Genomic DNA, 20,529 nt, shown 5'->3' with positions numbered 1-20,529 from the left:
TGTTATCTCTCAGGCATAAAAAAGCCGCGATAAGAGAATATTTATCGCGGCAGTATCGTAGCGGTTTCGTTATCTTTTCTTGCCACCGGGACGGGGGCTTTTCTTTGTCACTTCCTGTGGCGCTTCAGGTTTTGCCGGTTCAACGTTTTCTGTACTGAGTTTAGGTTGTGGTTCCTGCGCTACGGACTGGGGCGCGTCATCGACGACATCCATGCAGGATGCGCTGGTTGACGTATCCAGGTTCACCACCGGGATTGACTGTGAAGGCGCCTCAGCAGCCTGCGACGCTGGCTCTGTAGCGGGCGCATCAGGTTCAGGCTGCGCGACGCCGACGGTCTCTTTAGAGTGAATAATATGCTCGATATGCTGCGCGGTGCGGGCGATCACTTTATGGGCATACACCTCACCAACCCGGCTTGCCGCGCTGATGGCTGCCGCAACCGCCGCGTTAATCGCGCCCACTTCACCTTCCAGCTTCACGGTTACCATCCCGCCGCCTTTGGTTAACTCATAGCCTACCAGACTCACATTCGCGGATTTCATGGCGGCATCGGCGGCTTCTACCGCCGCTGCCATTCCGACGGTTTCGATTAAGCCTAAACTTTGCCCGGACATACACTTCTCCTGTAGATAAATTCAATTGTGCTGCGCGTCGTCGGCTTAACGTCCAACGTCTTCGCGTAATAGCGCCGCTTTGTCCGTGACTTCCCACGGAAAGCTGTCGCGACCAAAGTGGCCATAGCAGGCCGTTTTACGATAGCGGGGGACCAGCAGGTCGAGCATAGTAATGATGCCAAACACGCTAAGGTCAAAATGGCGGTTAACGCCTTGCTGCAACGCCTCAGAGGACACGGTTTGCGTACCGAAGGTATTAATCCGGACGGAAACGGGGCGGGGCAGGCCGATGGCCCATCCCAGCTGGACTTCACAGCGTGAGGCTAGCCCGGCGGCGACGATATTTTTCGCCACATAGCGAGCCGCGTAAGCGGCGGAACGATCAACCTTGGATGGGTCTTTGCCGGAAAACGCACCGCCGCCGTGGCAGGCTGCACCGCCGTAGGTATCGACAATAATTTTCCGGCCCGTTAGCCCGCAGTCGCCCACCGGCCCGCCAATCACAAAACTGCCTGCCGGATTGACCAGAAAGCGGGTTTGCGGCGTGATCCAGCGCGACGGCATCACGGGTTTGACGATCTCTTCAATGACCGCTTCTCGTAGCGTCTCCAGCGAAACGTCCGGGCTGTGTTGGGTAGAAACCACAACGGTATCTACCGAATGAACGCGGTTATCCTGATAGCGCAGGGTGACCTGGCTTTTGGCATCGGGGAGTAAAAAAGGCAGCCGTTGGGATTTGCGCAACTGCGCCTGGCGCTCCATCAGACGATGGGCGTAAACCAGCGTGGCGGGCATCAGCTCCGGCGTTTCGTCACAGGCGTAACCGAAGGTGATGCCCTGATCGCCCGCGCCCAGTTCTTCCAGCGAGTGGCCGCGAATGCCGTCAGCAATATTTACGGACTGCTTGCCGAGAATGTTCAATACGCCGCAGGTGTTGCCATCAAACCCCAGTCGCGAATGGTCATAGCCAATCTCTTTAATGGTGTTGCGGACAATCTGCTCGATATCGACTGTCGCATAGGTAGAGATTTCTCCTGCGACAATAGCGACGCCGGTTTTCACCAGGCATTCGCAGGCAACCTTGCCCCACGGGTCCTGCAGGAGAATAGCATCCAGAATGGCGTCGGAAATTTGGTCCGCCATTTTATCAGGATGCCCTTCGGCAACGGATTCGGAGGTAAACAGGTAATCGTTCAAAGCGAGGCCACTTGTCTGGAAGGTTTATTCCTATCTTAGGGGGCAACCAGACAAGTGGGCGTAAACTATCTTGCGGGCGTGTTGGACTATTTTGTTTTCATTATCGGGCCAGCGCAAAATCACGCCATCGCCGCGTAATCCCCGGGGGTCACGACTTTCCGATAATCAGAGGGGGCCATGCCGGTCTCTTTTTTGAAGATGCGGCAAAAATAGTTTGAGTCCTGGTATGCTAGCTCCAGCGCTATGGTATTCACTTTTAAGTCGCTGAACTGCAACAACGATTTGGCGATAGCGATTTTGCGTGTGGCAATATAGTTTGAAAACCCGATGCCGGTAATTTTCTTGAAGGCGCGGCTCAGATAGCAGGAGCTGACAAACGATTTTGCCGCCACGTCATCGAGCGTCAGGTTTCTGAGAATATTTTTCTCAATATGGAATTTCGCCCGTTCAATAAAATCGATATTGCCGGAGTAACTCTTGAAAGCGTAATCAAACAGTTCTTCGCTAATGGTCAGCAGGCTGATCATGATGCGGAAATAGCGGCTTTCCATCACGCCATACTGGTTGATGTCTTTGATCAACGCGGCGATTTTTCGGTTGGTTGGCGCTAATTTTTCCCCTTGCGCGGTCATATACTGGCTAACGATTTCCAGAAAATCGGTTACGTTTTTGCGCTTGTCTTCTTCCATCATATCCACCGGACAGGCGCCGTTGATGGTGTCAAAAATCAAGCTGTGCCATTGGGCATAATCGCAATTGTCTATCATGGCGAACACTTTTTGCTTCAGGGCGCGGGATTTTTCATTGTCTCCTTCGTCAAACGCCAGGGTTCTTTTGATGGTGTCGGTCAGGATGCTTTTTTTCACCGGTTTGAGCAGGTAATCATCCACTTTGAGGTTGTACATGCTGCGCACGATATCAAAGTCGTCATTGGCTGTGGTGACGATGACTTTGGTATCACTGTTTTTTTTCTTAAGGTATTCAATCACCTGGTTGCCATTCGGCAACGGAATATTAATGTCCACGAAGATCATGTCGATTTGACTCAACTGGTCGATCAACTGAATCGCTTTTTTACCGGTTGAGGCTTCATGGATCACCGCGTTTTCCACGCACTGGGAAATAATCCGTCGCAGGGATTCTAATTCGATGGGCTCATCTTCAACGATAACAATGTTAAACATATGTCCTCTTCCTGATATCAGGCTTCCAGCATCGGGAACCGAAGTTTAATGGTTGTACCCATCCTGGGTTTGTTAGGGCTCATGATTTCCAGGCCATAGCTTTCGCCAAATAACAGCTTCAATCTATTTTTTATGTTGTTAATGCCAATGCTGCCTTTTTGCAGATTTTGGTCGCCTGACAAAATACGGTTGATGGCATCCGGCGCGATGCCGTCACCGTTATCGGTGACTTCGATAATCACATCCTGGCCGTCGTCCGTGGCGCGGATCAGCAGATGGCTACTGCTGTCGCGTGGCTCTACCACGTAGTTGAAGAAGTTTTCCACCAACGGTTGCAGGATTAAAAACGGGCAAACCACATCCAGATATTTCTCCGGGATATCGCACAGGTAATCGAAGCGGTCGCTCATGCGTACTTTTTGGATCGACATATAACTGTTGACGTAATTCATTTCATTACGCAGCGTAATCAGGCCGTGATTATTTTTACGTAACAGATAACGCATCATGTCAGAGAAATCGTGCACCATGGTTTCGGTGCGCTGCGCATCTTCCAGAAAAGCTAACCGGCCAATGGTATTTAATACGTTAAATAAAAAGTGCGGGTTTATCTGGTAAGAGAGCGCTTTAAATTCGGCGTCATGTAATGAGCGCTCGATCTCTACGCGTTTTCTTAATTCATTGGTCAGTTCAAGATCTTTTTTACGCAATTCACGTTGGATATTATTGGCATGCGCCTGCTCGACCAGATAAGACGATACGTGCAATAACGTCGAGGCGGTAGATTCAAAACGGTCATACGGCATGCGACGCGTATTCTGGTGTAAATTAATTAACCACGGATTCTCTTCCCAGACTTCATTATTATTCAGGATATACGGAATACTTTGCTCTTTCTCTTCTTCGACTTTGACCTGGCCGGAAATAAACGCGCCGAGATAATGATCGTTAATCATGATCGGGACGGCGAATTCGACAAAACCGCAGTAGCAGCGATAGACCACCGGCTCACGGGCATGCATCGCGGCACGTCCGCCGGCGTTGTCGCTTTCATAACAGTGGTGCGCCAGCGTCGGGTTGAGACGCGAACGCGCGCAGAAGTCTGAAAAACCGCTGGGCTTAGTGACCGGGACGCCATTCTCATCCACCACTACCAGCGCGATCATCATCGATTTTGAAAAGTTGTCCTGCAGGGTCTGAAGGCGTTTTACATCCAAAAACTCATGTAATTTGTATTTATTTATCATACTTTCAGCCTGCATCTTTAAAGCATTATCGCATATTTAAAAATAAGCGATCTGGCGCAAAAAAATATTGAAATGGGTCACGGCAACAAAAATACGCATTAAAAATCATGTTAATGACCTATGTTTGATGTTGTTTGAATGTAACGAAAAAAGGTAATTATTTGTCGATTGGATTAATCTTAATAACAATCAAAAAGTTTAGCTTAGGGATTATTTTAATGTGAACCACTAACGTGACAGAATAAGGCTTTCCATTTGCTGGTTAACATTAATAGCGGCATAAGCATAACGGGTAATATATTAGCAGGCAGGAGCCTGACAGCAATATTTCAGTCAGCGATAAACGGGAATCCAGCTCGCAATCCTGTAATAAAGTCATTAAAAAAGGCGCTTCACGCGCCCGTTAAATGGTGTTTAGCTGCCCTGTACTACCCGGGGACGTCTACGCTGCGGTAGCACGGCGCGACGTGGCCCGCCGGGCCAGAATTTCCAGGGCGGCAACGACGCTCTGGCAGCATGCAGCCCCGCCAGTAGACGAACCGTTCCCGATGATGTGCGTGCATGGGAGCTGGCGGCATTGATTAACACCACGGTGCCGATGATCAGTGCAAGTCCCTGAGATTTCATGGCATTACTCGTCGTTGCGCAACGCCGTCAGGATCTGACGAGCAAAAAGGACAATGGCGTAAATCACGGCCATCAGCAGCGCGGAGAATATCAGCGCGCCGAGGGCGGTTTCCGGAAAATCGTTGGCAGAAATGGCTAATTGCAGACGTTCAATATTTGCCGGGTGAGCCGCTCCCAGATAAACCAGCAGCATTGCCCCCGTTACCAACGGATGACGGATAAGTGTGCTCAGCAGCGAACCAATGCCTTTAGCCAGCATGCGTGAAATCAAAGCAGGCAGGCTACTTTGTTTAGGATGAAACATGGAACCTCTCCAAAATACTCAGCGGGTAAGCAAACACGATGTACGCTTACCGCCAGCAGGCATCAGCGCCCGCCAAACAGGTATAAGATACCTGTTATCTGGAAACTTTCGAGTAAATACTTCTTAAGAACAGGGCGGAAGAAAAAGAGGTATTTCTGTCGGACAGGTGACGCACTCTCGCGCCCGCTGCGGAATGGCATTCAAAAACCGGGGGCCAGCCATGAACAATGATGGCCCCCGGTTTTTTTATTGAATAAACTGCTGCACATCCCCCTCGTAAGCGTTTTTAATCGCTTGCTGTGCGGCCCGCTCATAACCCAGATAGTTTAATAATAAATTACCTTCAGAGCGTTTCGTTTTATCATAATGTTCTTCCAGCAGCTCCAGTAACTCTCGGGCTTCATCATTAGCGACAAAACCTGTTTTATAATCGTTTACGTAAAGGTGGCCTTTGTGGTGCCAGAAACTGGTGACATTACTCCATAAAACGCGGAACTTCTCAGGGTCTCCCCCTAAGCAGGTTATATCATCGCATCCTAGCATAAATCCATGCTTAGCTGAACCCCAAAGCGTAGTGTCAAATAAGATCTCGGCATTAAAATAATAAAGTGAGTTTTCCCGACAGGCCTGGTCGAAATTTTTCCAACGTTTTTTACTGGTATCTTTTCTGATTGATTGCCACGCCGTACTGGCACTCTTTCCGTCGCACAGGTGCTCCGGAATGTTATCCATAAAGTCAGCCATGCTCAGGACGTGCTTCTGGCAATAAACGAGCGTGATCTTTTTCAGGCCGTTGATGTAGTCATCCACATCTAGTATCGAGCCGCTGTCACTCTGAGACGAAAGCTCTTTTCCCTGCTGAAGGGCTTCCAGCAAAGCCGTTGCCTGTTCTTTTTGAGCGGCTTCGAGCTGGCTGAGTCTGGCATTCTCATAGCGCTCCAGACAATGTATTAGAGTCTCATGATGCTGACTGAAAACCTGCCAATTATTTTTGCTTTTATCGATCGCAAGTTCGTTGTCGATAAACTGCTGTGTCAGAAATTTAATTCGGCTGGCATCGTCTTTCGCGCCAGTGATATATTCATCACTGCGGCGCGGCTTGTTCTTCTCCGTCGCCGGGGCATTAGCGGCCGAATTTGTGATTGCGCTAAAGGAATCCATTATTGTTCTAATAAAACTCATTTTTTTTCACCATCCAGATTAGTTTTTATTGTCTTTAAAATTAGCTCGGCTTCAGCAATATCCTGCTGCTGATACTCGATATTGGCTTCTGCATACAGATGCTTAATAAAGGCTTCAGTTTCCGTTTTCAGTGAATCGACCGACGCCGCCAGCGCTTTGCGTGAATCCTGCCAGTAGCGGGTAATATCCGTTTCCACATTGCTAAGCGTATTGCTGGATTCAAGACCTTTAACAACTGATTTAGCGAGCGCCTTTTTCCAGTTGGCGAACAGTCGGTAAACCAAAAGACCGACCACGGCGGCAATGGCCACGCCCCATGCGACCGGGCCACCGGTTGCGGCAACCAGCGTTGGCAAGGTAGTGACCGAACTGGTAATCCCCAGTGATGTCAGGACACCGGCGGCTTTGCCGACTAAAATGTAGGCACCTAAGTTGCTGGATATGGTGGCGACGTAGCCCGCCATCGCACCGAAACTGGTTAATCCGGCCATCCCGCCGACGAAAGCGGAGTAAGCATCGAAATCGGACGTGGCGGAAAGGGAAATGTCAGTCTCCCGCATACTCGTGTTGGCTGCGCCATGGGCGGAAGGGACGATTTTCTGCCATGCCTGGACTACGCTTTCCACTTCAAGGCTGAACCTGCGGGTGCTCTCTTCCATAACGCGACGGAATTTGCTTTCGAAGTGATTACCCAGCGCTTTATTGATAGCACGTTTCGCTTCATCTTTATCGTCAAAACGATTTTCGATAAAACGGTACATACTCTCTTCATTACAAAGTGAATAGAAAATATCCCGAATGCGCTCGATATCTTCTTCGGCGTAGCCTGGGCAGTGATTGCCGATCTCAGTAAAACGAGCGATTAACGCGTCGGAGCCCTCGCGAAATCGCGCATCCTGTTGCTTGATATCCTCCTTTTTCTCCTGAACAGAACGGCTGCTTTGTTGTAGTTCCTGCAACGCTAATGCGATCCGGGCTTGAATGCGTTTATTTATGGTTTCTACCCGGTTATTAATCAGCGCCGTTCGGTTAGCAAGGAGATAATTAATCACCTCTTTCAGGCGCGCATCAAAGGCTTCGCAGTAGTGATTATTTTCCCGGAAGAAAGGCAACATTCTGCTGGCCCAGACGGACGCGTCCGGCCGGGTTAACTTTTGAGGATTGCTGGGATTATTTAGCTGATGTTCCCATTCATCATACAGAGTATGCGAAAAGTTTTTCGTCAGATGATTGGCTGCGGTACGGAATGTGGCGTCGTTCGCCTCGGCGGTAATTTGATCATAGCTGTGGGTTTTCAGGATAATCAAGTTGGCCAGCGGCTTGTCCCCTTCAAGAGGGACTTTATGCATTAAGATATTTTGTAAGAAGTCGGGATCTTCGTCACGCATAAACTTAGTGGTGGCGGAGGCGAAAATAAGGCCATCCACCAGTGAAATCGCACTCATGGCTTTGGCTTTATCATTAAGGATTTCTTCGCTGGAACACCCTTCAATTTCATCATACATCTCGGGTTCAATTAACTGCCCTGGCGTATCAAGCAACCAGATATTTTCGAGAATCGCGAAATTTTCAAACACGACAACCATATAAGCTTGCGGATTAAGAACGTTATCATTTTCATCCTTTTCACCATAAGATTTGATCAGCTCTTTGCCGCCAGAATCAAGCAGATAATTCATTAGCATTTTCTGGTCGAAAATCATATGGGGTTTGAAGCCCGTTTTAAAAATAAACACGGATTTATGTTTATCCAGATAGTCGGGTTTATCCTGGGTATGCATAAGTAGCGTGACAAGACAGGTGGCGGGTTGCCATTTCGCCGGGAGGATTTCGCTACCCAGAATATAGTTTAGCAGTGTCGATTTCCCTGCGTCTGATGGCCCCATCGCGCTCAGGACGGGTTTGGCATGAATATCCTTGAGATTGTCTTTGAGTTCGGAGATATCTTTGGTGATACTGCTGTTTTTTATAAATGGATTAGCGGTATTTGATAGCGTGGCAATCGATTTTTCCAGGTACTGTATCAATTCTTTTTTATTTCTCATCATAATCTCTTTTTGCTGTGTGTAATTTTCATTTAAAGAAGAGTTATTTAACTGCGCCTGTAAACAATCAGTAATGAATTCCTGGATTTTTTCAGGTGCAACGATGCGAAGGTAGGCCAGCACCAGTTCTAAATTTTGTGACAGCGGTGCTTGCTCAATACGCGAAACCTGCTTTTGGGTCAGAATATTTTCTCCTGCCCGTTCGGCAACTTCCTGTTGGCTTAAACCTGCTTTATCGCGCCACATCTTCAGTTTATCGTTCATTGCAATGCCCACCATTTTCAGACCGGTATGTCTAAAATAGCAACCTATGAATGTTGAATCCAGACGCATAGGTCTAAATAACTGCCTATTCTGGTAGGGAGTACCATGTGTTTTGTTTAAATAGATGATTAATAAAGATAAATAATTTAACTGATACTAAGTTTTTATTTTGATAATGGTTATCAATTGCGTTTGTGGGGCCGTGATGATAACGTTTAGTCCCCCTATTTCGCAGCTAACCCCGGTATGAACGACGCAACGTTATTAATGCAGTCCTCTCCTCAGCCGCAGAAAAAAGTTTTTTTAGTCAGCGACTTCCTGGGATTTGGCGAGCGTTACGGTATTGATTACCGCTTCCCGTTGCTGGCTTCCCCGCATCAGGCCGATGCGCCGGTTTTGCAGGGTGATGTGGAAGAGATCGCCCTCGCGCCCGGTATCTCTTTGACGCATTCGGATGTCCAGGTACTTCAGCCTTACGAAACGTTTTCACGCTATAGCAGCCCACTGTATACCCTGGTGGTGCTGGAAGGCTGCGTTGTTTTAACGCTTAACGGTCAGGAGTATGTGGTGCGCGCCGGAATGGCGTTTAGCTCCAGCCTTTATGAGCATCAGACCATGAATGCGCGGCATACGGCGGAATGTAAGCTGAAAACCCTGTCGCTGGGCGTTTTTCCGGGCGATGCCTGGCGCAACGGGATGCTGGATTCGCTGCTGCGGGAGTGGGAAATGCGCGGACCGTCGACGTTTGTCTGGCAGGTGCCGGGCTTTTTGCTTTCCGGGCTGGCGCACGTTCGCCAGAGTAAGGCTCACGGCGTCGCGCGGCAATTAATGCTGGAGGGCCTGATGCTCCAACTGCTGGGCCAGGGGTTGAGCGCGCGTCAGGAAAACGCCCAGCGCAGCGGCGCGCCGGTTCGTTGTGAGCAACACCGTCTGGAGCGGGTGCGAGAACGGCTGGAAAGCGCGCCGGAGCGCGATTATTCGCTGGCTGAGCTGGCGGCGCAGGCGGCGATGAGCCCCAGCAGTTTGCGTAGCAAGTTCCGCCAGGCCTATGGCTGCACGGTGTTTGATTATTTACGCGATTGCCGGCTGGCGCTGGCACGCCGCTATTTACTGGAAGGCCATAGCGTCCAGCACGCCGCCTGGATCTCGGGCTATCAGCACGCCACTAATTTTTCCACCGCTTTTCGTCGCCGCTATGGCGTCTCACCCGGCAATATTCGCCCCGGCGGCTAACCCATTTTCTTCCTCTTTGCGAATAACACCGCAACGGTTTGGCAGCGCGCATAGGCATTCTGGCGGCGCGCATAGCCGTTTGCGATTCAAAAAAGGTAATAATTCTTATTAACAATTAGAAATGCTTTCTGGAGATGTTCATGTTCGCTAAATCGCGGCTGGCGCTGCTGGTGGGATGGGTTACCGGCAGCCTCACTTTTCCCTTAATGGCGCAGGATACGCAAAAAACCGATACCCTTGTGGTTACGTCACAGATGCTGAGCGGTGCCACCAAAGTGGCAACGCCGGATATTGAAACGCCACAGTCGGTGTCCATCATCACGCGCGGGCAGTTCGAAGAGCAAGGCGCTACCAGCGTGCGCCAGGCGGTGAGCTATACGCCGGGGGTTTACAGCAACCAGATCGGCGCATCGAATCGCTTTGACTATATCGTGTTGCGCGGTTTTTCGGATGGCAGTCTCGACAACGTTTATCTCGACGGCCTGAAGATGATGGGCGATACCAACTCTCACAGCTCGCTGGTGGTTGATCCGTGGTTCCTGGAAAATATTGAAGTGGTGCGCGGCCCGGCTTCTGTGCTGTATGGGCGCTCATCGCCGGGCGGCATTGTGGCGCTGACCTCGCGTAAACCTTCGTTCGATCCGGGCGGGGAGATTAAACTTTTCGCCGGGAATAATGAGCAGCGCGGGGCGATGTTCGACGTCACCGGCCCGCTGGACGATAACGATCGCGTGGCGGTGCGCCTGAGCGGCATGACCCGTTACGCCGATTCCCAGTTCGATCCGCTAAAAGAAGAGCGTTATGCGCTGATGCCCAGCCTGACCTGGCGCATTACCGATAATACGCGCCTTGATCTGATGGCTTATCTGCACCGCGATCCAGAGGGCGGCAATCATTCTGGTTTGCCCTATGACGGTACCGTGGTTGCGCATGACGGCAATAAAATCTCCAACACCTTCTTTGAAGGCGAGGACGATTATGACAAATACGACCGTCGCGAGAACATGGTTGGCTATAACATCGAACATCTGTTCGATAGCGGTTGGTCGGTACGCCAGAAGCTGCGTTATCTGCATACCAAAGTGGAGCTCAACCAGGTCTATGCGGCGGACTGGCTGAATGCAACCGAGCTGAATCGCGGCTATTCCGGATCGGACGAGAAGATGAACGCCATCACCCTGGATAACCAGATTGATGGCAGTTTCGATACCGGAGCGATTAACCATCGCGTATTGATTGGCATGGATTATCAGGATCGCAGCAACCACACCACCGGTTACTATGGCGCGTTCCCGCCGATTAACGCATTCCATCCGGTTTACGGCGCGCAGCCCGATTACATCACCCAATACAGTAAAGAGAAACACAAGCTGCGCCAGACCGGATATTACCTTCAGGATCAGATGTCGCTTGACCGCTGGCGTCTGACGCTCGGCGGCCGCTACGACCAGGTAAGCGTGTCGAATATCGATAATTTCAACAACACCCGCAGTGATTTGGATAAGAACAACTTCAGCAGCCGCGCGGCGCTGTTGTACCTGTTTGACAGCGGCGTTGCGCCGTACGTGAGCTACTCCACCGCCTTTACGCCAACCAGTTTTGCCGATGAGAACGGCAATATTCTGGAGCCGATGAAGGGCAAACAGTGGGAAGCGGGCGTGAAATATGAACCTGAAGGGTGGAACAGCCAGTTCAGCGCCTCGGTGTTCCGCATCAATCAGAAAAACATCGCCACCAAAGAGGAACCTACCGACCCGTATCGATCCATCGGGGAAATTGAATCCGAGGGCGTGGAGCTGGAAGCGGTAGGGCAGTTGACCGACAGCCTGCGGATGCAGGCGGCGTATACCTACACGGATATTCGTTACAAGAAGAGCAGCCCGGAAGAGCAGGGGAAACGTGCCGTTTACGCGCCGCGCAATATGGCCAGCGGCTGGTTGAGCTATGACGTGAAAACCGGTCCGCTGGACGGACTGACCGTCGGCTCCGGTGTGCGGTATGTGAACGGCGTAACCAGCGATCGCCAGAACAATCATACGCTGCCGTCGTATACCTTGGTGGATATGATGGTGGGTTATGACCTGTCGAAACTGGGCGTGAGCGGCTTAAGCGCACAGCTTAATGTTAATAATCTGACCGATAAGCGCTACGTGGCGGCCTGTAACTCACTCTCGTACTGCTATTTTGGCGCTGAACGCAGCATTGTTGGCAGCGTATCGTGGAAATTCTGATCGGGATTTAACCATCCCGTTATAACACCAGCCAGCCGCAGCACCGCGGCTGGCTTAATCTGTAGTACGCCCCTCTGGGCGCGGGTAGAGTTTTAAACCGGGTGTATCGGGAACGAGGAGTCAGAGGGGAGCCCACTGGCTCCTGTTTTATTTTGGCAGGAAATGATGATGCAATATCTCAATTCCGGCGCTGACAGGTAGGTTTGTGCGCGGGATTTGCTATGGTGAAAGAGGCTCATTTATTACGTGGTTAATTTTAAGGATAAGACTATGCCAGCAGTAATTGATAAAGCATTGGACTTCATTAACGGTATGAATACTTCAGCGCCTGTGCCACAACCGATGGATGAAAGCACGGCCAAGGGATTGCTCAAGTATTTAAACGAATTGGGCGTGCCGGCCAGCGCACAGGATGTGACGGCAAGGGGGCTTCAGGAGGGCTGGGATGCGGGGTTCACACAGAAAGTCGCCGGATGGGCTGAGAAAATCGCCTCTGGTAACCGGGTAATAATTAAAAACCCGGAGTACTTTTCATCGTACATGCGGGAGCAATTGCGGTCGCTGGTTTGAGTGGGTTGGCGGCAAACTGATTTTGCTGGCTGTGCCGCACACCAGATAATCCCAAAATAACAAAGGGCTTGCATTTTTAATGCAAGCCCTTGTTTTATGTGGTTACTCCTGAAAGAGAGATTTATTCAATTGGGCAACTGGCCTGATCTGACCGACTGATTTGTGGTGGCAAGGGGAAGGGGGCTCCATCATGCATCGGTACCCCTCTGCTCAAATCAATATCCCAGTCAGCCCAGAAATAGGGTAGTTTCCCTTGTCGGACCTCACCGAGTAACTTTGTGAACCAACCCGCATAGGCCCAGTCATCCCCTTTCCCGGCACGCGCAAGTTCCGGGAACTGGCGTAAAAACTGTTGCGCCATCTCTAATGCGGAAAGTGATTTTACATCTTGCCATTCAAAAGGTTGCCAGCCAGAACCGCTTGTATAACGGGCAATCTCTCGCTCATTACCACCATGAGGCTGGGCGGTGCCTGAAACGAATGCAGAGCGTGGTGCCCATTCCAGTCGCCAATAGCAGCCTGATGGTGATATGTAAGGAAAAATACGGATTCTTTGATAACCCAGAATATGTAACTCATGCGTCATTTCAATCATGCGAATACAGGGTTGAATACTGTCATCAATGATCGGTTGCCGACGGTTTTTTGTATCAACCCGGTTATGCCAGCCCTGAAGTTTTTGAACCAGGTAAAGTATTTCATCCAGTATATCAAGCCGACGTATCCATGCCTGAGGCATGTCCTTTAGACCGTATTTGGCCCCCCAAAGCTGGCCGGCGATGGAGGCAGTTGAATCACTGTCTCCGTCGTGATTGGTTGCTCGTATGAGTGTATCGCGGAAACTCTGGCCTGAAAGAAAGGCATACATACCAATTGCCAGCGCTTCGTCACCCACCCAGCCTTGTCCCAACTGCCGAATAGCCTCATGTGGATTGAAACGCATTTTACGGGCAAGTTTTTGAGCTAACAGATAATGGCCTATATTGGCTGCCTTTCCATAGACATGTCCCCATTCGCTGCCGTCACTATAGCTATTACGAACAGCGAGGTGCTTCTCTTCACCTTCGATTAAGCGAGCAACAATTCTGGGCAAAACACCTGAAGAAGCCCAGCCATCAACGTGACCATGAGTCAATGCCGCCGCACGGGCAGCGAGATCGAACAGATCAATGTTCTGCAAAAAACCTATGGGAGCGGTGCGCATCACGCCACCGCAGCCTTTTGAGTCATTTATCGGGTTTTCGATACTGCCTGCTCCGCCCGCTTTTAGTGCGGACAGGCATGTATTCCCGGGAGCACGCCTTGCTCGCATGGCTGCTCGTGAAGCCAGCCATCCGAAATGTGATCCTGGCTCGCTTTGCTGGGTATCATACCAGTCGAGATAAGCGTGGCGGATTTCTTCAAGTGCACGAGATTGGTTAATCGCACCCTGTTCATCGGTAGACCGCAGAATACCTTCAAGGGTAAACAAGGTCATTTGAGTATCATCACTGACCACCAGTTTTCCCTGTTGCAGAATGGGTTTGGTCAGCCCTTCATTGCCAAAGTGCTGGCGAATTTTTTCGAGTGAATCAAATTCGACGGCATAGCCGAAAGCATCACCGACCGCACCACCCAGTAAGCAACCTAAAACGCGATCCAACCAGGCATCATTATGTGGAAGGGGTAGAGAAGTGAGATAGTGCTTGTGAATAGTGGCTTCCAGAGTGCCCGGTCGGGCCTCGCGAACTAATGCCATAGCCTGTTCAGCTGGCATACCGAATTCAATTAAGAGTCTTGCTGAAATAAGCCCGGTGCGCCCGAGGCCGCTACGGCAATGGACAAGAACGCGTTTTCCTTCGCGAAGAAGCATACGTAATCGAAGGCCAGCATAAACCCAGTGACGTTCGAATATTTCATCTGGCATTGCTTGATCGAGAATAGGCAACTGAAACCAGAGCATATCTCTGGCCTCAACTTCGTTACCCAAGTCCTCGACGTGCAAACTGGCAAGTTCTTCATCTGCCATCAGGCTCACAACGGCAGTTGCCCCCCAGGATTTTATAAGATCCAGGTCAAGTGCGAGGTCTCGCTGAAACTGTCCTGATAAAGCATTTTGCTGATGCTTTCCCGGGCAAATTGTCATACCGATGAGCCCCTGGCTATCAGGTACTTCAACCGAGGCGATGACTAAAGGGCTATTAAGACTACTTAGTGTCATACGAACTCCATGGGTAGCGATAAGGCCACCAGGGGCAGGAAAATAAATCGGCCTGTCTTTACTTTATTAACTCCATTATTTATTTGAAATAAAAAATGATACAGGACGTTTTGATAGCGAGCATTTATCTGCTTTTACTATGTAGTAATTTATAATCATATTGCATACGAAACCGGAAGATGCCAAAGAGAAGTTTCTACTGCGCGCCAGCGAGCTTTCCTTCTTCAACATCTCGAAGATGGAGCCTGGCAAGAGGGGACAGAACGACATCAAAGCCAACCAGGAAAGCTATGTATAATCGTTTTCACCGGACGCGCGTGAAATCTTTGAACACTTCAATTTCAGTGAATTTGTCGATCTATAGCTTTAAGCGCTGAGCCCGTTATTATGGATATTTGTTAACCAAAGGTACCCATTCATACTGCTTGAAAATATCCTGTCAATATCCTGGAAAAAACAAAGGGCCTGCATTTTTAATGCAAGCCCTTGTTTTATTTGGTGGCCCCTGTTGGGTTTGAACCAACGACCAAGCGATTATGAGTCGCCTGCTCTAACCACTGAGCTAAGGGGCCGTGGCGCAGGATTATAATGGATGTACTGTTCTCAATCCAGCCATTACCGTGCGGCTGCTGCTTTTATCAGCAATTTAAACGCGGTCTTTTATACTTTAAGAATCCGTAAGTTATCGGGAGTAAGCATGATTAGCGATATTTTAGCCCCCGGGTTAAGAGTGGTGTTTTGCGGGATTAACCCGGGTAAATCTTCTGCCCATACCGGATTCCATTTTGCGTATCCAGGTAATCGATTCTGGAAGGTTATCCACCAGGCTGGGTTTACCGATAAACAACTGCTTCCGGAAGAAGAGCAGCAATTGCTGGATACCCGCTGCGGGATCACCATGCTGGTGGAACGCCCAACGGTGCAGGCGAATGAGGTTGGGCTGCATGAGTTGCGCACCGGTGGACGCGAGCTTATCCGTAAAATCAACGATTATCAGCCGGCTGCACTGGCGGTATTAGGCAAAAAAGCTTTTGAGCAGGCATTCAGCCAGTGTGGTGTGAAATGGGGCAAGCAGGCGTTAACCATCGGTGAGACAGAGGTATGGGTGTTGCCCAATCCCAGCGGGTTAAATCGCGCATCGCTTGAGAAGCTGGTGGAAGCGTACCGGGAACTGGACGAAGCGTTAATGACTCGGGGCTTATAGACCGGCAGTCGGTGCTGCCGGCCTGAACATCAATTTCCCAGCTGTGCTGCTTGCTCAAGCATCGCCTGACCTAACGCGCTTTCGATGCGGTAGCACAGGGTTGCCATTCGGGACGCGTAAACGTTCATTACCAGTTGGTTTGTCTGCGGGTTCAAATCTTCTTTAACGGAAAGGAACTGGCTGGTTTTACTGGTGAGCTCACTCATTTCACGGCTGTATTTATTCCAACTGCGCGAATTATAAGTTTGTAATGCCGCCAAAGATTTGGTGCAAGTTTCGTTAGCCGTCAGGCTGGTGCCTTTTTCCGGAACAGCTGAGGGTTGCGGCTCGACGACCTCAGCCTGAACCGGAGCGGGCGTGACCAGCGACTTGGGTGCGGTTTGGTGAGTGGTGGCGCAGCCAGCCAGCATCAGGCTGAAAATCAAAAGGCCGATTTTTTTCATTTGAAGGAGATTCCTAAGCTGATGAATCTTAAACAGATGGAATGAAAATGTATCCGGCTACGTTACAGTATGAAATATTCACCTGACAACTGGTTTCCTTTAAAAAACCGTGTCTGTTCAATGAATCTTTAGAGGCATTGCCCGCTAATATGAAGGCGAAAAAAAAGCTGCACCGAAATGCAGCTTTTAAATGTGAGTGGAAGAGTCTAACGATTAATCGTCGAGGAAGCTACGCAGCACTTCAGAACGGCTCGGGTGACGCAGTTTACGCAGCGCCTTGGCTTCGATCTGACGGATACGTTCGCGGGTTACGTCAAACTGTTTACCCACTTCTTCCAGCGTGTGGTCGGTGTTCATGTCGATACCGAAACGCATACGCAGCACTTTCGCTTCACGGGCGGTCAGGCCAGCCAGCACATCGTGCGTGGCGGCACGCAGGCTCTCAGTGGTAGCCGAATCCAGCGGCAGTTCGAGGGTGGTGTCCTCGATGAAATCCCCTAAATGCGAATCTTCATCGTCGCCGATCGGCGTTTCCATGGAGATTGGCTCTTTAGCGATTTTCAGTACTTTGCGGATTTTATCTTCCGGCATCAGCATACGCTCGGCCAGCTCTTCCGGCGTCGGCTCGCGGCCCATCTCCTGCAGCATCTGGCGAGAGATACGGTTGAGCTTGTTAATGGTCTCAATCATATGCACCGGAATACGGATGGTGCGCGCCTGATCCGCGATAGAGCGGGTGATGGCCTGACGGATCCACCAGGTGGCATAGGTCGAGAACTTATAGCCGCGGCGGTATTCGAACTTATCTACCGCTTTCATCAGGCCGATGTTGCCTTCCTGAATCAGGTCGAGGAACTGCAAGCCACGGTTGGTGTATTTCTTAGCGATAGAAATGACCAGACGCAAGTTCGCTTCAACCATCTCTTTCTTCGCACGGCGGGCTTTTGCTTCACCGATGGACATACGACGGTTGATATCTTTAACCTGCTCAATGGTCAGGCCGGTTTCTTCTTCGATCTGCTGCAGTTTTTGCAGGCTGCGATGCACATCTTCAGCCACTTCTTTCAGCTTTTCAGACCACGGTTTATTCATGGCCAGCGCGGCGGTGAACCAGGTTTCGCTGGTTTCATTGCCAGTAAACAGCGTGATGAAGTTCTTCTTCGGCATTTTGCACTGTTCAACGCACATCTTCATGATGATACGTTCCTGAGTACGCACGCGGTCCATCATGGTACGCATGCTGTTAACCAGGTAATCGAACTGCTTCGGCACCAGACGGAACTGTTTGAAGACTTCAGACAGCTTCAGGATCTCTTCCTGAGCGGCTTTATCACTGCGGCCTTTCGCTTTGATGACAACGCGCGCGGCTTCGTACTGGGTGCGCAGTTCGCTGAACTTCTCACGGGCCAGTTCCGGGTCGATGGTGTTGTCGTCATCGCTGCTGTCGTCGGAATCGTCGTCTTCGTCTTCGTCGTCATCATCTTCCAGCTCTTCGCTGGACAGTTCTGAGCCCACGTGAGTCGCGGTCGGCGCGAGATCTTCTTCTGCGTTCGGGTCGACAAAACCGGTGATCAGGTCAGACAGGCGCGCTTCGCCCGCTTCAACGCGATCGTACTGCTCCAGCAGATAGGTGATGGCTTCCGGGTACTCGGCAACAGAACACTGAACCTGGTTGATCCCGTCTTCAATGCGTTTAGCGATGTCGATTTCGCCTTCGCGGGTCAACAGTTCAACAGTACCCATTTCACGCATGTACATACGAACCGGGTCGGTGGTGCGCCCGATTTCAGACTCAACGCTGGACAGTACCTGGGCAGCAGCTTCTTCTGCATCTTCATCAGTGCTGTTTGAGTTTTCAGCAAGCAGCAGATCATCGGCGTCCGGTGCTTCTTCCATCACCTGGATGCCCATGTCATTAATCATTTGGATGATGTCTTCGATCTGATCGGAGTCGACGATATCTTCCGGCAGATGGTCATTGACCTCGGCATAGGTCAGATAGCCTTGCTCCTTACCACGAGTGACGAGAAGCTTCAGCTGTGACTGCGGGTTTTGCTCCATAAGACGGTATCCACACTTATTTCATGAGGGTTGTGTCGGCAGGCGTGACCGCCAACAATAACGAGCGAGGGCTGATTTATTTTCATGCCGCAGCACCTCTTTGCGGCCTTCGGGGGTTCACCCGAACGATAATCGGCAGTTAAGCCGCGGAATTCATTTTTTTGCCAGTTCCTGGTTCAATCTCCAGAGCTCCCGGCGTTCTTCGCTGCTTAAACCGTGCGTGCGCTCGCGAGCGATAAGCTCTTCCTGGCGCTGTTCAAGCATCGAATCAAACATATGGTTGAGTGAGTCGGTGAACGTTTTTTCTGCAATGTCCTTATCTGCTATATCGTCCCACATCGACAGTTTTTCAAGGGTGGCGGCCTCTTTTGTACCGCGATATTGCTCCAAAAGCTGGCCGGTGGTCAGACCTGGCTGTGACAAACAAGTGTTGACCAGTTCTGCAAATAAGCCAAGCCCAGGCAGTTTGTCTTTGTCCAACGCATCCAGCGGCGGCACCTGCGGTGCCAGCTCAGGATTCTGTAACAGCAGTCCTATCAGTATACGCATGGTTGTGCGTTTTAGCGTCGGCGCGGTACGCGCTAAGGCGTCGGCCTGCTTCGGCATCAGGCGCTCCAGCGCGCTGTCATCCAGGATACCGAGCTTTTTTCCTAATTCCTGGCGCAGGTAAATTCGCAGCGTCTCGCCAGGCACTTGCGTGATCAGCGGTAGCGCCAGCGTGCTTAACTGCGCGCGGCCATCCGGCGTGCTTAAATCCACCTGTGGCATCAGGCTGTTAAACAAGAAGGTTGAGAGCGGCTGAGCCTGATCCATACGCGCTTCAAACGCGTCTTTACCTTCTTTACGTACCAGCGTATCCGGGTCTTCGCCGTCGGGCAGAAACATAAAGCGTAATTGCCGTCCGTCGGTCATATAAGGCAGCGCCGTTTCCAGCGCGCGCCATGCCGCATCCCGTCCGGCCCGGTCGCCGTCATAACAGCAAATGACGTTGTTGGTCACCCGAAACAACAACTGAATATGGTCAGCCGTAGTGGAGGTGCCTAATGACGCGACCGCATAGTTGATGTCGTATTGCGCCAGCGCAACCACATCCATATAGCCTTCGACCACCAGCAGGCGCGCCGGTTCAGGGCTGCTCTGCTGCGCTTCATAAAGGCCATACAACTGGCGGCCTTTATGGAAAATATCGGTTTCCGGCGAGTTCAAATATTTAGGCTGGCCGTCACCCAACACGCGACCGCCAAAACCAATCACCCGGCCTCGTTTATCGCGAATCGGGAACATGACCCGCTCGCGGAAACGGTCATAACTGCGCCCGCGATCGTTGGTAACCAACATGCCGGCATCAATCAGCGACTGACGATTTTCCTCGTTGCCGCCGAAGCGCTTGAGCACGTTGTCCCACCCGGCCGGCGCATAACCGATAGCGAAGCGCGAAATGACATCGGCGCTTAAACCGCGTCGGGAAAGATATTCACGCGCGTCACTGGCATTCGGTTGCGTCAGGGATTGTTGATAAAACGTACTCAGGCCATCCAGCAGTTGATACAGGTTCTGCCGCTGATGGCGTTCTATCTGGCTCGGCCCGGTACCCGCCTCGTAAGGCACGTCCAGGTTATGCATGGCCGCCAGCTCTTCAACGGTTTCGACGAACTCGAGCTTGTCGTAGTTCATCAAAAAGTCGATGGCGTTACCGTGCGCGCCACAGCCAAAGCAATGGTAGAACTGCTTTTCGCCGTTTACGGTAAATGAAGGCGTTTTCTCATTATGGAACGGACAGCACGCGTGGTAATTTTTGCCCTGTTTCTTGAGCTTTACCCGCGCGTCAACGAGGTCGACGATATCGGTACGAGCCAGCAGGTCATTAATAAAGACACGTGGGATTCGTCCAGCCATAAGCCCCATTTACCCGTTAACTTTCT

At 50.8% G+C, this 20,529-nt stretch carries 16 protein-coding genes and 1 tRNA gene; 4 read left to right on the top strand and 13 right to left on the bottom strand.

All coding sequences use genetic code 11. The features are described from left to right. Nucleotides 1-69 precede the first annotated feature (69 nt). From FHW74_RS06035 to FHW74_RS06000, 8 genes are all read right to left on the bottom strand, one after another. Nucleotides 70-615 carry a BMC domain-containing protein gene (locus tag FHW74_RS06035; RefSeq protein ID WP_183169616.1) on the bottom strand — a complete coding sequence of 182 codons (546 nt, stop codon included), beginning with the start codon at nt 613-615 and terminating at the stop codon, nt 70-72. Between the two features lie 45 nt (nt 616-660). After that, complete coding sequence (gene grpR / locus FHW74_RS06030; protein ID WP_183169615.1) at nt 661-1,812, bottom strand: propanediol utilization system methionine adenosyltransferase GrpR; 1,152 nt, start codon at nt 1,810-1,812, stop codon at nt 661-663. 119 nt (nt 1,813-1,931) lie between these two features. Continuing rightward, on the bottom strand, nt 1,932-2,996 hold the full coding sequence (locus FHW74_RS06025) for an AraC family transcriptional regulator (RefSeq protein ID WP_183169614.1): 1,065 nt from the start codon (nt 2,994-2,996) through the stop codon (nt 1,932-1,934). Nucleotides 2,997-3,013: 17 nt separating this feature from the next. Next, a complete protein-coding gene (locus FHW74_RS06020) occupies nt 3,014-4,243 on the bottom strand; it encodes a PocR ligand-binding domain-containing protein (protein WP_183169613.1) in 1,230 nt (409 codons plus the stop codon). A 414-nt stretch (nt 4,244-4,657) separates the two neighbouring features. Next, entirely contained in the window at nt 4,658-4,870 is a 213-nt protein-coding gene (locus FHW74_RS06015; protein ID WP_183169612.1) for a hypothetical protein, read from the bottom strand. A gap of 4 nt (nt 4,871-4,874) precedes the next feature. Next, on the bottom strand, nt 4,875-5,174 hold the full coding sequence (locus FHW74_RS06010; RefSeq protein ID WP_183169611.1) for a hypothetical protein: 300 nt from the start codon (nt 5,172-5,174) through the stop codon (nt 4,875-4,877). A gap of 246 nt (nt 5,175-5,420) precedes the next feature. Then, nucleotides 5,421-6,356, bottom strand: a complete 936-nt coding sequence (locus FHW74_RS06005) for a hypothetical protein (protein WP_183169610.1) — start codon at nt 6,354-6,356, stop codon at nt 5,421-5,423. Next, on the bottom strand, nt 6,353-8,665 hold the full coding sequence (locus FHW74_RS06000; RefSeq protein WP_183169609.1) for a dynamin family protein: 2,313 nt from the start codon (nt 8,663-8,665) through the stop codon (nt 6,353-6,355). The genes FHW74_RS06005 and FHW74_RS06000 overlap by 4 nt, the downstream gene beginning before the upstream one ends. Nucleotides 8,666-8,911: 246 nt before the next feature. Here FHW74_RS06000 and FHW74_RS05995 point away from each other — a divergent pair, with 246 nt between their 5' ends. The 3 genes from FHW74_RS05995 to FHW74_RS05985 all read left to right on the top strand — a co-directional run bounded on the left by FHW74_RS05995 (nt 8,912) and on the right by FHW74_RS05985 (nt 12,699). Continuing rightward, complete coding sequence (locus tag FHW74_RS05995; protein WP_183169608.1) at nt 8,912-9,898, top strand: AraC family transcriptional regulator; 987 nt, start codon at nt 8,912-8,914, stop codon at nt 9,896-9,898. A 140-nt stretch (nt 9,899-10,038) separates the two neighbouring features. Further along, a complete protein-coding gene (gene foxA / locus FHW74_RS05990) occupies nt 10,039-12,129 on the top strand; it encodes a ferrioxamine B receptor FoxA (RefSeq protein WP_183169607.1) in 2,091 nt (696 codons plus the stop codon). A gap of 270 nt (nt 12,130-12,399) precedes the next feature. Further along, nucleotides 12,400-12,699: a DUF1889 family protein gene (locus tag FHW74_RS05985; RefSeq protein WP_221192262.1), complete on the top strand. Its 300-nt coding sequence runs from the start codon at nt 12,400-12,402 to the stop codon at nt 12,697-12,699. A gap of 121 nt (nt 12,700-12,820) precedes the next feature. On the opposite strand, the gene FHW74_RS05980 is transcribed toward FHW74_RS05985, so the two are convergent. Continuing rightward, a complete protein-coding gene (locus tag FHW74_RS05980) occupies nt 12,821-14,899 on the bottom strand; it encodes an ADP-ribosylglycohydrolase family protein (RefSeq protein ID WP_183169605.1) in 2,079 nt (692 codons plus the stop codon). 496 nt (nt 14,900-15,395) lie between these two features. After that, nucleotides 15,396-15,471: transfer RNA gene (locus FHW74_RS05975), tRNA-Ile, on the bottom strand. Nucleotides 15,472-15,596: 125 nt separating this feature from the next. Between FHW74_RS05975 and mug the strand changes: the two genes are divergently transcribed. Further along, a complete protein-coding gene (gene mug, locus FHW74_RS05970) occupies nt 15,597-16,103 on the top strand; it encodes a G/U mismatch-specific DNA glycosylase (protein WP_183169604.1) in 507 nt (168 codons plus the stop codon). A 29-nt stretch (nt 16,104-16,132) separates the two neighbouring features. On the opposite strand, the gene FHW74_RS05965 is transcribed toward mug, so the two are convergent. The 3 genes from FHW74_RS05965 to dnaG form a co-directional block, all read right to left on the bottom strand. Then, entirely contained in the window at nt 16,133-16,546 is a 414-nt protein-coding gene (locus FHW74_RS05965; protein WP_183169603.1) for a hypothetical protein, read from the bottom strand. A gap of 213 nt (nt 16,547-16,759) precedes the next feature. Next, entirely contained in the window at nt 16,760-18,607 is a 1,848-nt protein-coding gene (gene rpoD, locus FHW74_RS05960) for an RNA polymerase sigma factor RpoD (protein ID WP_183169602.1), read from the bottom strand. Between the two features lie 153 nt (nt 18,608-18,760). Then, nucleotides 18,761-20,503 (bottom strand): DNA primase, encoded by a 1,743-nt coding sequence (dnaG, locus tag FHW74_RS05955; RefSeq protein WP_183169601.1) that lies wholly within the window; start codon nt 20,501-20,503, stop codon nt 18,761-18,763. Between the last annotated feature and the right edge of the window lie 26 nt (nt 20,504-20,529).

This window comes from Atlantibacter sp. RC6 (genome assembly GCF_014193285.1).
In the GTDB taxonomy this organism is placed as follows: domain Bacteria; phylum Pseudomonadota; class Gammaproteobacteria; order Enterobacterales; family Enterobacteriaceae; genus Atlantibacter.
This window is presented reverse-complemented; position numbering and strand designations above follow the sequence as displayed.